The organism is Lactobacillus sp. CBA3605, assembly GCF_002970915.1.
In the GTDB taxonomy this organism is placed as follows: domain Bacteria; phylum Bacillota; class Bacilli; order Lactobacillales; family Lactobacillaceae; genus Lactiplantibacillus.
Window position 1 is genome coordinate 1,392,253 of sequence record NZ_CP027190.1, and the last position, 15,292, is coordinate 1,407,544.

Here is a 15,292-nt window from a genome sequence, read left to right on the forward strand (position 1 = left end):
GCCTAATAGCATTGAAATACAACACAAAATTTAGTCACAGCATCTCTGAACGGCTATTCAGCAAGCAGATTTCATTTGATACCTACAAAAGTTTACTACTAATTTACTTTTTTCCACTTGCATTTTTTTTGATAGCCGTTATACTGAATTTGTAAGCGCAAACAAGAAACGTGTTTTCTTATTTAGAAAATGGAGGGTTTATTTTATGTCATTTAACATGGTAACACGCTATGCACATAGTCCCGAAGATATGGATCATTACAATACAGATCAAATGCGGGAACAATTTTTAATGGAAAAGATTTTCAGTGCCGGTGATATTTATTTAACTTATACTTATAACGACCGGATGATTTTTGGTGGGGTTACCCCAACAACTGAACCATTAGAGATTAAATTAGACAAACAATTAGGTGTTGATTTCTTCTTACAACGCCGTGAACTTGGCTTTATCAATATTGGTGAAGGCGGCTCTGTAACGATCGATGGTAAGAAAGAACATATTGAACCACATGATGGTTACTATATTGGTATGGGTACTAAGCATGTCGTCTTCGAATCTGACGATGCTGACAAGCCTGCCAAATTCTACGTTGTTGCAACACCTGCTCACAAGACCTATCCTTCAAAGAAATTAGCCTATAAAGACTCAATTTCAATGCCTTTAGGTGATCAAAAGCATATGAATAAGCGGGTCATTCACAAGTATATCGATGCTTCACAAATGGACACTTGTCAATTACAAATGGGTTATACAGTTCTTGAACCAGGTAACTCATGGAATACGATGCCAGCTCATACGCATGCTCGTCGGATGGAAACATACCTTTACACTGAATTTGGCGATCCTGATACTCGTGTTGCGCACTTTATGGGTACACCTAACAACACTAAGCATATCTTCCTTGAACCAGATCAAGCTGTTGTCAACCCTAGCTTCTCGATTCACTGTGGTGTTGGGACAACTAACTACTCATTCATTTGGGCAATGTGTGGTGAAAACCAAACTTATGATGACATGGACCAAGTCGACATGCATGACTTGCGTTAATCATCAGTAAAACACTAATAGTTCTGATAAATGCAGGGCCACGGCTCTGCATTTATTATTCCCAAAAATGACAGCGCTTGCATACGATAAAAGTAACGTAGAGAGAAGATTTTAGCATGCCAATTAAAAAAGCAATTGATAAAGTACCTGGTGGTATTATGATTGTGCCACTCATTATTGGAGTATTAATCCACACCTTGTGGCCTAAGCTGGACATTGAATTATCCGGGGTTACAGGCTCGTTTATGGTTGGAACCTCAGCATTATTATTCGCTTTCTTCTTCTGCATTGGTACCGGGATTAATTTGAAAGCCTCTGGAAAAATCGCAGGCAAAGGGATCACTATGTTACTCGTCAAAGTCTTACTGGCGGCCCTGATTGGGATTCTTATCAACAAGGTATTGCCAATCACTGGGATTACCAGCGGTGTCTTTGCTGGTTTCTCAACCTTAGCCGTAATCGCCTCCTTTAACGCGGCCAATGGTGGTCTGTATACAGCCTTAATGTCCACGATTCCAAATCGTGAAATTGATCTAGCAGCGTATCCTTTCTTTAGCATTCAATCAGGACCCTTCTTTACAATGCTAACACTTGGCATCGCTGGTATTGGGGCCTTTCCTTGGCAAGCACTCGTTTCGACCTTGGTCCCATTTGCTTTAGGATTGATTCTAGGTGGTTTAGATCCTGAAATTCGGAAGATGTTCCATCCCGTTGGTGGTGCATTGATTCCATTCTTTGCTTTTACAATTGGTTATAGTATGAACTTTAGTATGCTCTTAAAATCCGGCCTAGTCGGTATCTTAATGGGCATCGCTGTCGTATTTGTCAGTGGATTCGTCCTATATCTGGCCGATCGTTACATCGCACGTTCTGATGGTTTAGCAGGTTGGGCAGCCTCTTCAACTGCGGGTGCCGCAATTTCTGTTCCTGTCGTCATTGCTGAAATGGATAAATCATTTAAACCAGTTGCTCAGTCAGCCACAGCAATTGTGGCGACCTGTGTCTTGATTACGGCAATTTTGACCCCAATTGTTACCATGTGGTATTACCGTCGTTTGCAACGTAAAGGACGCGTTTCAAAAGATCTGACTAAATAAAATCATGATCTCTCTTAATTGCGTTTTAATTCATCACCTCAATGTTGGAATCTAAAAGGGATGGTACTGTGAAATCACAGTGCCATCCCTTCTAGTGCTTAAAGCAATTTTTGAATTTGATGCTGTGTTTCTAACACCAACCGAATAAAATTGCGCCGTTGTTCTTCTGGAACACGATATTTTGGTGCGCTCACGCTAAATGCCCCGTAAAGCTGCTGATCCTTCACGATCGCCGCCCCAATACAATAAACATCAGGTTCGTTTTCTTCATCATCAATCGAAAAGCCGACATTTCGAATATTCGTTAAGTCGCTCCGCAACTGTGGAATCTTCGTGAGAGTATTTCTCGTCACTGGTAATAATTTAGTCCGTGCAAAATAGGCCTTCAACTTTTCATCTGAATACTGTGACAAAATAGCTTTCCCCATCGATGAGGAATATAAGTTCATTCGACCGCCGATCGTTGATTTTAATTTAATACTCGAAGGACTCTCAAGCTTTTCAACTAAAACAACACGATCATCTTCACAAACACCTAGATTAACTGTCTCACCAGTTACATCTCGTAACTGTTGTAATAATGTACGCGTGACTGAACGAATATCAAAGCTTTCAGAAGCCTTTTGACCGTACATCAAAAATTGAGTCCCAAGATAGTACTTTTTGGAGTCAGAATCTCGCCGGACAAACCCCAGAGCCTCTAACGTCGTTAGAATTTTTAAAGTTGTTGGTGTATTAAGTGTTGCAACTCGGCTAACTTCATTCAAAGTTGGTGCGGATTCAGCAGTCAAAATTGCATCTAAAATCATTTTAGCTTTAATAAGTACCGACCCATAAAGCTTTGGTTTATCATTTCCCATCAGCCATTCTCCTTAAATTGATGGATTTTCCCTTTTATCTCTATGCTTTTATGCTAAATTACTCAACCGGCCAATTATAGTTGGTATCGACATTTCCCATCTGGAAAACAATCCATTTTAAATTATACTGTTTACTTTCCAGATTAACAAGTATTACCTTCAAAATGCTAATTCTACGTATTTGGTACAAAGATAATTAAAATAGCCCTTGATTTTTTACCGTAAGCGCTTTATATTATTAAGTGTAATAAGGAAATTCAATTTCCTATAAAGAAAAAATATAAATTTAAGGGAGTGCTTTTAATATGGCAGATACACGTGAAGATATTTTAGCTCGTGAAAAGGATTTAGACCATTTCAATATGGATTTGTATTCATTAAAGGGTAAAGTTGCCGTTGTTACTGGTGGTGATACTGGTTTAGGTCAAGCTTACACGATTGCTTTTGCTGAGGCCGGTGCTGACATTTTTATTCCTACCTTTGGTCAAAATGGCTGGGAAGATACTCGTAAGATGGTTGAAAAACGTGGCCGTAAAGTTGAATTTATGGATGTTGACTTAACCGAAGCAGGTATTGCTGATAAAGTTATCAAAAAGGCTGTTGATACATTTGGTCACATTGATATCTTGGTTAACAACGCCGGAATGATCAAACGTAACCCATTGCTTGAATCAAAAGATTCGGACTGGGATCGCGTTATCGGAATTAATTTAAGTACCGTTTACCACATGTCATTAGCTGCTGGTAAAGTTATGGCTAAGCAAAAATCAGGTAAGATTATCAACATTGGTTCAATGCTTTCATTCCAAGGTGGTAAGTTCATTCCTTCATACACCGCAAGTAAGCATGGGGTTGCCGGTTTAACTAAGTCATTTGCAAGTGAGTTGGCTGCTTACAACATCCAGGTTAATGCTATCGCTCCTGGTTACATCAAGACCGCTAACACAGAACCCATCCGTGAAGATCCCGCCCGAAACAAAGAAATCCTTGACCGAATTCCAGCTGGTCATTGGGGTGGTACTTACGAATTAATGGGTGTTGCCGTATTCTTAGCAAGTGCTGCTTCAAATTATGTCAATGGTCACCTATTAGCTGTTGACGGTGGTTACTTAGTACGTTAAGCCACCTGTGGCATTCCTCTACAAGCACCAAATTGAATTGATTACAGGAGAGTAATACACATGCAAAAAATCGAAATTTTGAAAAACATCGAAGCTGCTGGCATAATTGCCGTTGTTCGCGGCAATTCATCAGAACAAGCTATTAAAACTTCTGAAGCTGCCATTAAAGGTGGCGTCAAAGGAATTGAATTAACCTTCACGGTTCCTAATGCCAATGAAGTCATTGCTAAGTTAGCTGAAAAGTACGTCGATACAGATGCCGTTATTGGTGCTGGTACCGTGCTTGACGCACCAACCGCTCGATTAGCAATTATTGCTGGCGCTAAATTTATAGTGGCTCCTACTTTTGATCCCGATGTTGCTAGATTGTGTAACCTCTACGAAATCCCTTATATTCCTGGCTGCATGAGTGTTACTGAGATGCAAACCGCAATGCAATACGGATCAAGTCTTGTTAAGATGTTTCCTGGAAACATCTTATCTCCTAAGATGATTGGCGACGTCAAGGCACCCTTCCCACAAATTAGTATTATGCCTTCTGGCGGTGTCAATCTTGAAAACTTGAAAGACTGGTTTGCTGCTGGTGCAACCGTTGTTGGTGCCGGTGGTAATCTAGTTGGACCTGGCGACAAAGGTGACTTTAATACAGTCACTGAAAATGCCGTGAAGTACATGAAAGAATTCAACCGCATTAAAAGCGCTTAATAATTTTCAATCATCCATCATCAAATCATTAAGCGTTACTATTACCTCAACCTATATATTGCTATAAAAAAAATGGAATCAGGTTAGATGAAAAGTGCAATTCATCTAACCTATTCCATTTTTTATGAGATGAATTATCAAATCAAACGCAACATTTTACCAAAGAAAACCTCACTGGGACTTTTCCAACCCAAGATTTTGCGTGGACGATTATTTAGGTCTGTGACGAATGCGCTGGTTTCTTGCTCATTCAGATCGTTTAAATCTGTTCCTCTAGAAAAATGCTCACGAATCAAGCTATTAATATTTTCACTGGTGCCACGTTGCTGTAGTGCGTGTGAGTCTGGAAAAACACTGGTATTTCTAAGGTGTTGCTGATCTCCTGATAATTGGCAAACTCAGTACCTCTGTCGGGAGTGATGGCTCATACATGCTCTGGTATAATACTATTTAGTGAATCTATCATGACTTGTACCACTGGCTTGGCAGCTACTTTACTAACCCGCTCGGCCAATAAATATCATGATTTACGATCAATTAAAGTGACTAGTGTTGAATGGCCAAAATGAGTCCAATTTTTATGTGATTTGTTTTCATTAGTCACACCGACGATTATGTCTAAATCACCACAGCTGTTAATGTGGATTCTAGTTGGTTGCGTTTTATTCAATGCTTTATTCGGCTGGCTTACAACCCGGCTAATTAAAAAATATAATGTTAAAGACCCTGTTTATAACGCTTAATTCATTTATCACCTAGAAATTTTCATTGGTGGATCATATCAGGCTTAACAGAATCAACTAAATAACCCTCTCTACACTTTATTGCGTAAAGAGGGTTATTTCGGTTCTATGATAGCTTGTCTCAGTATCATACTTTATAAATAAACACATATACCAAGCTACTTCTAATAATTAGTCTCAAAACTGATTACTAGTACTTACCTGCTTAAACCAAGCAGCCGACTTCTTCAAAATCTTTTTCTGCGTATGAATATCATCACGAATTAAACCATAACGATTGTGGTAGGCATGATTCCAAGACCAGCAATCAATCGCGGTCCAGACAAAGTAGCCTTGACAGTTCGATCCAGCGTCAATGCCTTTTGCCAGCGCACTCAGATGCGCCTTCATAAAGTCAATCCGGTAATCATCCTGAACAACACCATCGGCATCTATAAACCGTTCCTCACCAGCGACGCCCATCCCATTTTCAGAAATGAACCACGGAATATTATGATAGTTATCACGAATATTATTAGCAATATCTGTCATTGCTTGTGGGTAGATTTCCCAGCCACGATCAACATTCATCACTCGCCCAGGCATCGCATACTCTTTAAAATAAATATCTGGTAACCAAGGTTGCAGGCTAGTAGGACTAATATCTGGTCGTTCAACACGAAATGGATGGTAATAGTTCACACCCAAATAATCAACTGGATTAGCTGCAATCAATGCCAATTCTTCGTCAGTCGCATCCCATAAAACGCCATCGCGATCTAAAACTTCAATCAATTTTTTAGGGAAATGGCCTAAAACGGCGGGATCCAAGAAAAGATTATTCGACCATAACTCTGCAAACTCGGCTGCGGCAACATCTGCAAGATCATCTGAGGCAGCATAGGCTGGCGTCAGATTCAAAATAATACCAATTTTCTTAGTTGCTCCCGGACAAATTTCATGGAAACGCGCAATCGCTTTTGCAGAGGCCAAATTCATGTTGTAGGCAACTTGAACAGCCTTTGGTCCATCCGTTAAACAAGGATAGTGCCAACCATACAGGTACTGACCATCAACGACAACCTTAGGCTCATTAAATGTGAACCAATCATAAACTCGGTCTCCAAACAATTTAAAACACTGAGTCGCAAATTTTACAAATAAGTCCACCACATGCTTGGATTCCCAACCACCGTATTTATCATAGAGTTCAACCGGCAAATCGAAATGATGCAAATTGAGATACGGTTTAACATGATTGTAAAATAGAACGCCAATTATTTGATCAGGATCATAAACAAGCAATCGGAACTATTAGTCATAGCCTCTTGCCTCAACTAGCCACTTTACACCGCCATGAATTAACTACCTTAGCGGACGATTGCTTAGCGAATACTGATAACCAACAGCTGATAATCGCACTTTACCAAACTCAAGGTAATGTCCGTCAAGCAGCCACACATCTCTTCTTACACCGCAACACTTTACTGTATCGCATTGATAAATTTGAACGCTGTAGCGGGTTTAACCTTAAATCAATGGATGACCTCGTTTACTGCTATTTGCTAACGTTAGCTCAGGTTACCAATTAACTTTCCAAACAAAAAAAGATCACCGCCGCCCAAATCAGGCAAGTGACGATGATCTCACATAATGCTAATAATCTTCTAAAGCTATCAACCTAGATCAAATTTTTATTTTTCAGTTCCCTGACCATCCCATTCACGTTGCATAATCGCCTTTAATTCACTAATCAAAGGTTCCCGTGGATTGGCCGTGGTGCATTGATCTTCGTACGCTAATTCAGCTAACTGATCGACATTAGCATCGAACTGTTTTTTCTCAACACGGTTCGCTTTCAAAGATAACGTGACATCCATTGAATGCGCCAAGTCAATATACGCTTGCACTAAGCTTTCTTTGAGTTCTTCATCCGTATTGCCAACTAACCCCAAGGCTCGCGCAATGTTGGCATAGTCCGCTAATGCTGTATTGTGCGTATATTTAGGCCACATCGCTAACTTAGTTGGGATTTCCGCATTATAGCGAACGACTTGCGGATACGTAATCGCAATCGCTAATCCGTGTGGTAAGTTGAATGCACCACCTAATTTATGAGCAATCGAATGATTAATTCCCAAAAAGGCATTGGCAAACGCCATCCCAGCTAGAGTCGAGGCATTATGCATCTTCTCACGTGCTAATTGATCACCATCATACGAGGCTTTCAAATACTTAAAGGCTAATTGTAGCGCTTGAATCGACCAACCGCGGGTGAAATCAGAAGCCATCGTTGAGACGTATGATTCCGTTGCATGCGTAATCACATCTAGGCCCGTCCAGGCTGTTGTTCGCTTAGGGACCGTTTCCACAAACTGTGGATCCACGATAGCGATATCTGGTTGCATTGCGTAATCAGTAATTGGGTATTTAACATGGGTCTTAGAATCCGTGATAACTGCATATGGCGTAACTTCTGAACCAGTACCAGACGTTGTTGGAATCCCAATATAAGTTACTTTATGCGCTGCTGGCACTTGATAAGTCCGCTTCCGAATATCTAAAAACTTCTGCTTAGCCCCTAAAAATGACGTTTCGGGATGTTCGTAAAAGAGCCACATCCCCTTAGCTGCATCCATTGCCGAGCCCCCACCTAATGCGATAATTGTATCTGGTTGGAACGCCTGCATCCGTGCGACCCCTTTAATCACCGTGTCTGTCGAAGGATTAGGTTCGACCTCTGAAAAGATATCAATATCGACCGGTTCAGTCCGTTGATTTAAGACTGCCGTTACGCGATCCGTATACCCAAATTTAACCATTCCAGGATCACAAACGATAAAAACCTTTTTGAGACCACTCATATGTTCCAAATACTGGACGGCATTGCGTTCAAAATAGACTTTGGGTGGCATTTTCACCCACTGCATATTATTGCGGCGTTTTGCGACCGTCTTAATATTAATCAAATCCATATCTGTCACATTATGTGAAATAGAATTACCGCCGTATGAACCCGTACCTAGCGTTAACGATGGCGTCATGTTGTTATAAATATCGCCCAAACCGCCCACAGAAGATGGGGTATTAACTAAGATTCGGCAGGCCGGCATTTGGAGTCCAAACGCTTTAACCAAGGCATCATCTTTGGTATGGATACCCGCAGTATGCCCTAAACCACCATAATGCAATAATTCATCTGCTCGTTTGAAAGCAGCGGCTGTCGATTGGGCCTTGTACAAAGTCAACACTGGCGAGAGTTTTTCACCAGACAATGGATAATTAACGCCGACACCATCAATCTCCGCAATTAGAACCCGACAATCAACGGGGACTTGTTTCAAGCCAGCCATTTTAGCAATTTGATAAGCAGTCTTCCCAGCAACCGGCCCGCGTACCGTATGACGTTCGGGATCAATCACAGCATCGCTTAAAGCTGCGACTTCTTGCGGTTTCACGAGGTAACAGCCCAACCGATTAAACTCAGCTTTCACTGCATCATAGATTTCGGCATCCACAATGGCACTATTTTCTGAAGCACAAATCATTCCATTATCAAAAGTCTTCGATAAGACAATATCATTCACAGCCTGTTGAATATCAGCCGTCTTCTCGATATAAGTCGGGCCATTCCCAGGGCCAACACCCAACGCCGGCTTACCAGAAGAATACGCCGCCGTGACCATGCTAGGTCCACCAGTTGCCAAAATCGTTGCAATCGCAGGATGATGCATCAAGGCATTGGTCGCTTCAATACTAGGATGTTCAATGTATAAAATTGCATCGGCTGGCCCCCCAGCGGCCTTAATTGCGGCTTGCATAATCCGAGCAGCCTCGGCACTCGCTTTTTGTGCTTGCGGATGGAACCCAAAAACAATGGTGTTCCGGCCCTTTAATGAAATCAACGTTTTAAAAACAACCGTTGACGTTGGGTTAGTGACTGGGGTAACCCCGGCAACAATCCCAACCGGTTCTGCAATTTCCATCAATTGCGTTTCAGCATCATCTTTCAAAATACCAACGGTCTTATCGTGCCGAATACTGTTCCAAATGTATTCACTGGCATAAATATTCTTAATGGCTTTATCTTCCACGACCCCACGGCCAGTTTCTGCCACGGCCAATTTGGCTAACTTCATATGATTATCTAATGCGGCGACGGCGACCTTTTCACACAAATCATCAATTTGGGTTTGTGTATACGTTTTCAATTCAGCTAATGCAGCTTGTGAACGTGCCACTAATTTAGCGACTTCAGTTTCAGCAGCGGTCTTTTTTTCGTTGGGTTTAATTTTAATCATGAGATGTTCCTCCATTCAATTCTTTTGTGAATTAATTTACAAACATTATTATAACGGACTCCTGCAAAAATGCAAGCGCTGTCTTTTTCGATTATTAAAATCAATTCATATCAACAGTTACACAGCCCTTACCCGGTGGGCTTTAAGCCGTCCCGATCACATTAAAAATAAAGTTTTATTTTGCACAAAGTCCACAAAAAAAGCCTCAACCAAATCTGTTTTACAGAAGTAGTTGAGGTTCAAATACTTATCTTTTTACATACAATAATTTAATTTTTTCCGTAGCAACAGTATCATAATTTTGCGCCCATAGAGGGATACTTTTCCCAGCACTTTGAGGATTATTACCTAATTGACGCGACATTGATATAGTATTTGAAACCATCTTAGGTGCTACCTTAGTCCACACTTCCAATGGATCAACAGCCCATTTAAATGAGTCGCCATCATCTTCAATTAATGCTCTGAATCCCCCTAAAATTGGGAAAATAAGTCCTGTTGATATTTGATAGTCTAATTTTTCTTCTGAATATTTTGTTTTTCCTCCCTTAGTATCCACACCTTTAATTCGTCCAAACTGTCCATTATTGTTCGCTTTTCGATATACACTAGGCATATCTATCTCAATGCGATCATATAATTTGGTGATTTCGGGTAATAGTACTGCTAATTTTTCATACGGATTATCAGATTTTTCTTTTTTTTCAGCTCTATCATATTCACTTAAGTAATCTTTTAATACCTGTGCTTTACCACTATATGCCTGAATTGGTTGTTTAAAAGAACCTTCCGCATACCTTTTAAGATTCATCGCAAACATTAAGCGTACAAGATCAACTGCATCAATATCTTTATCCGCTTCATTTTGCTTATAAGCAATACGTTTCTTAAACGCTTCTTTTTTAATGGCATTTTTTACAAAATCAAACTTACCAGCTAATTCAGCTATTGCTTTATCGTTGACTTGAATACTACTATTACGAGCAGATGCCATTTCGTCAATATCGCCAATGTCCGTCATGATCTCTAAGTGTACGAACTGTAAGTTGTCAGGATCAAGCTCTGAGCGTTTATTTAAAATAGCTCTGTACGTATGACCACCATCTAGAATACCGTATTTACTCCGATCATCATCATTATCATGCCCCATACTAATTTTCAACGTTCCCATATCATTGCTTATTTTTTCAGCTGACAGCAAGATACCCCGATTTTTTTTATAAAACGCGTGGTCATTTTTCTCTAACCCATTTTCCATCATGGTGGCAACCTTGGTGTGCATATTCGTCTTTCTTGGATTTACTTCTGTAGGAATATTATCTGGTATATCCTGGACATTAGCGTATACATGCCAAATATAACTATTCGACTCTGAGTAGGGACTCTTAATACGTACTGCGCTGGCAGTAGGAATCGTAAACTGGATCAAAGCATCTTTTTCCATGATAATTTTCCCTCCTGTATAAATATTAAAATTGTTTTTAATTACATTTATAATATAATTTATACTAAGAATAGATTCAATGGTCCAAGGACCAAAATAAATTGGCCCTAAGACATTTATACAGGAGAGTATATTTATGACACAAAAAGATAGTATTAATAAATTAGATCAACTCATCGGTAAGAATTTGATCACATTACGGAAAAAAAACGCAATAAGTCGCACTGAACTGTCGCAAGCAATGAATATCAACTATAAAACACTCTGGAATTGTGAAAACGGTTTTAATTCCCTTTCTATTAATTTATTAATAAAAATGAGACCCATTTTTCGTGAGAAAAACATAACCTTGGAGATGCTCTTTGAAAATATTGTAGTTTCTGCATTGGAACAATACGAAAGTGACAATAACAAGTAATTTGTTCACTATACAATCCACTACGTGCTTAACTGACTCTGAAAACAACAAAAAAAGGATTGTCCGCTGAAACTAAACTGCGGACAATCCTCTACTCAAGTCATTTATTCAAGTGTTTGACGCCCCATTACCGAACAACAATCACAGAAACGGGCGCTTTTCGAGCTAGCCGGGGACCAATGGCAGCCGTCATCTTCGCATGGGCAAATTCAGTATCGGCCCCTGTTACTAGTAAATCTGGCTTAAAATCAGGAATGACTTGGTCCAAAATAACGTCATCCACATCACCACCTTCGTAAACTAACGGTTCAACATTTTGAACCCCACGTTCGGTGGCGAGCTTGACGTAATCTTGAACAACTTGCGTCACATGATTCCGTTTCGCCTGTAATTTCGACGGTGTCAACGAATCAAAGATATTAATATCTTCGCTCTCCAAGACCGACACAATCCCCAAGGTAACCTTATAATCATGGGCTAACGTCAGCGCGTAACGAAAGGCGCGTTCAGAAGACGTCGTGTCATCCTCATCCACCGTCAATAAAATCCGCCGATAAACGAAGGGCTTATCAATCTCATTTTGATCCATCTACATGACCTCCTCATTAAATTGCTGCTTACCATCGTCATTATACCAGTTCCACTGCGGCAACGTGTCGCAAACAATCGTATTCTTAGATTGACTTACCGATTCACCGGTAACGCCGCTAAAGTCTGCTTAAGCCAATCAACATAGTAAGTTTCACGACCAATCGCATGCTGCAAAATCAAGTAATGACCATAAGTCGTTGTTTGCGGTTGACGGCCTTTAAAAACCGTCGTTAGTCGCGCTTGCAGATGCATTAATTTTGTTTGATGTAATTGTAATTGTTCCGTTAACATTTCTGGCAAACGCGGGTCACGATTCGTTTGGATGAAATATAATTTTAAGATAAACTCATCCTTGGTCGCTGTTAAATCTGGGGTGCCCACACTGATCCACTCCCGTAACCAAGCTAAACCAGTCGGCGTAATATGATAGAGCTTTTTCTCTAATTTTTCACCACTGATTGTAATTTCATGCGTAATGGCCCCTTGCGTTTCAAGCCGTTTTAGCTGCGGATAAATTTGGCTATGCTGTGCCTGCCAAAACTCACCAATTTCATGATCAAATGCTTTTGTTAAATCGTAACCAGTCAATGGTTGTTGATTCAATAGTCCAAGAATAATGAATTGTAATTTATTTTTTTGCGCCATTTGGTAGGACCCCCTTGACGAATCTTTAGCTTAAGTATACACTAGCTTTGTTGTTTAAAACATGTAATTTATAACACGTTTTAGTTTACTTATTTTCACTTTTGAAAGGATCTTTAATAATGACCAAAACATTTAAAACTTTAGCTGACTTTTTAGGTACCCATTTTATTTATACGTACGATAACGGCTGGGAATACGAATGGTATGCAAAGAATGACCATACCGTTGACTATCGTATTCATGGCGGTATGGTTGCTGGTCGCTGGGTCAAAGACCAAGAAGCCAATATCGTCATGCTAACTGAAGGTATTTATAAGGTTGCTTGGACCGAACCAACTGGAACTGACGTTGCATTAGACTTTTTGCCTAACGAAAAGAAAGTTAACGGTACCATTTTCTTCCCTAAGTGGGTTCAAGAACATCCTGAAATCACCGTTACCTTCCAAAATGACCACATCGATGTTATGGAAGCAGCTCGTGAAAAGTATGCGACTTATCCAAAACTAGTCGTTCCTGAATTCGCCACTATTACTTATATGGGTGATGCTGGGCAAGATAACGATGATGTTATTAGTGAAGCCCCTTACGCTGGCCTGCCTGATGATGTTCGTAACGGTAACTATTTTGACGAAAATTATCATCGCCTAAACAAATAATGTTTCACGTGAAACATTAAAACGCATGGCATAAAAAGAATAGTCGCTTCAAGAATTTTTACAACTAATTCTTGAAGCGACTATTTAGTATCTGCCATCAAGGTGCCAAAAGTCAGTTTGTGCGCATTAATCCACGTTTAACGCCACATATTGCTCAGTATGTGTATCTCTTAATGTGTAGTTGGGTGGCAAAGCATCGCGGTCGGCCTTAACAATCTGAAACCCAACCTGCGCATAGAATCGTAGTGCGGCTTCGTTGGCCATCACACACTTTAATGTCATTGGCTCGGTGGCATATTGTCGCATTTCAGTCAGCAAATTTTCACCGACACCTAATTGGCGAAAAGCTGGATCGACAAATAAGAGATGAATAAAATTAGCTAACCGATAAAGTGAACAAAAGCCCGCTCTTTTTCCATCAATCCAAGCCACCAAAACAAATTCACCCCGACTATCTTGGTCAAAATCTTGTAGTCGTGGATTCGTCACCCATGGAAAATCCTGCTGACGATCAACCAAATAAATCTGTGCTAAGGCGGTCCGGTCAGCTTGCGTTGCAGTTTTAATTTGAATCACTGCCATCGTTTTCATAACCTCCCCCATAATTTATTTTATTATGCGAGTCTTTGTAACAGAATACAACCAAACTAATAGCATCAAGAATCGCTAAGTCTTAATTTCACGCAATCAATGATTGTTTTTTTAATATTTGAACCTGGCAAAACTAGCTTTCACCCTCGGACTAGCGGTATAATACAGTCTAAATCTTTCACCCTGAAAGTAGGAGAAAAATGAGAACAGCAATTGTGACCGATAGTGCCAGTTATTTATCAGCTGCGGATATCGAAAAGTACAATATCCACGTCGTACCAATTACCGTGATCTTCGGTAAACAAACTTATTTAGAAAACGTTGAAATGACGACCAAAGAATTCTATGAACGGATGCGTACAGCTCCCGAACTGCCAACCACCACGCAGGTCACGTTGGGACAAATGCAACAAATGTATGACCAATTAGCTGCGGAAGGCTACGATAATGTCATTAGTATTCATCTATCTTCAGGCATTACCAGCTTTATCACCAACCTTGAAAGTTTTCTGCCCAATGTTACCAACATCAAAGTCTATCCATTTGATTCTTTGATTACCGCAGCTGGCGAAGCTTACATGGCGCTTTTAGCAGCCAAACTAGTGGCCGCTGGCAAGACGCCAGAACAAGTCATTGAGCAGCTTCACCGACTCCGTGAAACAACTGAGGTTTACTTTGTCGTCGATAACCTTAGTCACCTCGTCCGGACTGGCCGGTTATCTAACGCTTCCGGCTTAGTGGGTAACCTCTTACGGATTAAACCCGTGCTAACCTTTGAGGATGGCAAAATTGTAGCAATTGAAAAAGAACGCACAATGCGTCGTGCTTATCAGGCCATCAAAGCTAAGCTAGCCGCCGCTATTGCAGCTGCGGACTATCCTTTGCGTGTGACGATTGAAAACGGCAACAATCCTAAATTACAAGCAGAGTGGACCGCCGATTTGATCCAAAGCTTCCCGGATTTAACTATCGACGAAAGCGAAATTGGCCCCGTAGTCGGTGTGCACGTTGGCGAAGGCGTTATGGGACTGATTTGGGCCAAAGATTGGGAAAAATGGCCCGATTGATTGACTCAATCTTCAATAACTAA

At 40.5% G+C, this 15,292-nt stretch carries 14 protein-coding genes and 2 pseudogenes; 8 read left to right on the forward strand and 8 right to left on the reverse strand.

The features are described 5' to 3' along the window. Positions 1 to 205: 205 nt before the first annotated feature. Together kduI and C5Z25_RS06790 are read left to right on the forward strand one after the other, a co-directional pair. A complete protein-coding gene (kduI, locus tag C5Z25_RS06785; RefSeq protein WP_105451946.1) occupies positions 206 to 1,051 on the forward strand; it encodes a 5-dehydro-4-deoxy-D-glucuronate isomerase in 846 nt (281 codons plus the stop codon). A gap of 116 nt (positions 1,052 to 1,167) precedes the next feature. Beyond that, on the forward strand, positions 1,168 to 2,148 hold the full coding sequence (locus tag C5Z25_RS06790) for a 2-keto-3-deoxygluconate permease (RefSeq protein ID WP_105451947.1): 981 nt from the start codon (positions 1,168 to 1,170) through the stop codon (positions 2,146 to 2,148). 98 nt (positions 2,149 to 2,246) lie between these two features. Here the strand turns inward: C5Z25_RS06790 and C5Z25_RS06795 are convergent, their stop codons facing one another. Then, entirely contained in the window at positions 2,247 to 3,008 is a 762-nt protein-coding gene (locus C5Z25_RS06795; RefSeq protein ID WP_105451948.1) for an IclR family transcriptional regulator, read from the reverse strand. 305 nt (positions 3,009 to 3,313) lie between these two features. Between C5Z25_RS06795 and kduD the strand changes: the two genes are divergently transcribed. Further along, positions 3,314 to 4,129: a 2-dehydro-3-deoxy-D-gluconate 5-dehydrogenase KduD gene (gene kduD / locus C5Z25_RS06800; RefSeq protein WP_105451949.1), complete on the forward strand. Its 816-nt coding sequence runs from the start codon at positions 3,314 to 3,316 to the stop codon at positions 4,127 to 4,129. A 60-nt stretch (positions 4,130 to 4,189) separates the two neighbouring features. After that, positions 4,190 to 4,834, forward strand: a complete 645-nt coding sequence (locus tag C5Z25_RS06805) for a bifunctional 4-hydroxy-2-oxoglutarate aldolase/2-dehydro-3-deoxy-phosphogluconate aldolase (protein ID WP_105451950.1) — start codon at positions 4,190 to 4,192, stop codon at positions 4,832 to 4,834. A gap of 137 nt (positions 4,835 to 4,971) precedes the next feature. Here C5Z25_RS06805 and C5Z25_RS12800 read toward each other — a convergent pair. Continuing rightward, a pseudogene (locus C5Z25_RS12800) lies at positions 4,972 to 5,414 on the reverse strand (IS30 family transposase); the annotation flags it as partial. 340 nt (positions 5,415 to 5,754) lie between these two features. Further along, a pseudogene (locus tag C5Z25_RS06815) lies at positions 5,755 to 6,831 on the reverse strand (glycoside hydrolase family 1 protein); the annotation flags it as partial. A gap of 53 nt (positions 6,832 to 6,884) precedes the next feature. On the opposite strand from C5Z25_RS06815, the gene C5Z25_RS06820 reads away from it, so the two are divergent. After that, on the forward strand, positions 6,885 to 7,148 hold the full coding sequence (locus C5Z25_RS06820; protein WP_234002724.1) for a helix-turn-helix domain-containing protein: 264 nt from the start codon (positions 6,885 to 6,887) through the stop codon (positions 7,146 to 7,148). A 102-nt stretch (positions 7,149 to 7,250) separates the two neighbouring features. On the opposite strand, the gene adhE is transcribed toward C5Z25_RS06820, so the two are convergent. Both adhE and C5Z25_RS06830 read right to left on the reverse strand, forming a co-directional pair. Continuing rightward, positions 7,251 to 9,857 carry a bifunctional acetaldehyde-CoA/alcohol dehydrogenase gene (gene adhE / locus C5Z25_RS06825; RefSeq protein WP_105451952.1) on the reverse strand — a complete coding sequence of 869 codons (2,607 nt, stop codon included), beginning with the start codon at positions 9,855 to 9,857 and terminating at the stop codon, positions 7,251 to 7,253. Between the two features lie 247 nt (positions 9,858 to 10,104). Then, on the reverse strand, positions 10,105 to 11,301 hold the full coding sequence (locus C5Z25_RS06830; RefSeq protein WP_105451953.1) for an AIPR family protein: 1,197 nt from the start codon (positions 11,299 to 11,301) through the stop codon (positions 10,105 to 10,107). A 136-nt stretch (positions 11,302 to 11,437) separates the two neighbouring features. Here C5Z25_RS06830 and C5Z25_RS06835 point away from each other — a divergent pair, with 136 nt between their 5' ends. Then, on the forward strand, positions 11,438 to 11,719 hold the full coding sequence (locus tag C5Z25_RS06835) for a helix-turn-helix domain-containing protein (RefSeq protein WP_105451954.1): 282 nt from the start codon (positions 11,438 to 11,440) through the stop codon (positions 11,717 to 11,719). 127 nt (positions 11,720 to 11,846) lie between these two features. Here C5Z25_RS06835 and C5Z25_RS06840 read toward each other — a convergent pair whose 3' ends face one another. Both C5Z25_RS06840 and C5Z25_RS06845 read right to left on the reverse strand, forming a co-directional pair. Continuing rightward, the gene (locus C5Z25_RS06840; protein ID WP_105451955.1) at positions 11,847 to 12,308 is read right to left on the reverse strand and encodes a universal stress protein; all 462 of its coding nucleotides are present in this window, start codon (positions 12,306 to 12,308) and stop codon (positions 11,847 to 11,849) included. A 95-nt stretch (positions 12,309 to 12,403) separates the two neighbouring features. Next, positions 12,404 to 12,955 (reverse strand): PadR family transcriptional regulator, encoded by a 552-nt coding sequence (locus C5Z25_RS06845; RefSeq protein ID WP_105451956.1) that lies wholly within the window; start codon positions 12,953 to 12,955, stop codon positions 12,404 to 12,406. 119 nt (positions 12,956 to 13,074) lie between these two features. Between C5Z25_RS06845 and C5Z25_RS06850 the strand changes: the two genes are divergently transcribed. Then, positions 13,075 to 13,611 (forward strand): phenolic acid decarboxylase, encoded by a 537-nt coding sequence (locus tag C5Z25_RS06850; protein ID WP_105451957.1) that lies wholly within the window; start codon positions 13,075 to 13,077, stop codon positions 13,609 to 13,611. Positions 13,612 to 13,737: 126 nt separating this feature from the next. Here the strand turns inward: C5Z25_RS06850 and C5Z25_RS06855 are convergent, their stop codons facing one another. Then, positions 13,738 to 14,193, reverse strand: a complete 456-nt coding sequence (locus C5Z25_RS06855; protein ID WP_105452861.1) for a GNAT family N-acetyltransferase — start codon at positions 14,191 to 14,193, stop codon at positions 13,738 to 13,740. Positions 14,194 to 14,402: 209 nt separating this feature from the next. Between C5Z25_RS06855 and C5Z25_RS06860 the strand changes: the two genes are divergently transcribed. Continuing rightward, complete coding sequence (locus C5Z25_RS06860; RefSeq protein ID WP_105451958.1) at positions 14,403 to 15,269, forward strand: DegV family protein; 867 nt, start codon at positions 14,403 to 14,405, stop codon at positions 15,267 to 15,269. Positions 15,270 to 15,292 lie beyond the last annotated feature (23 nt).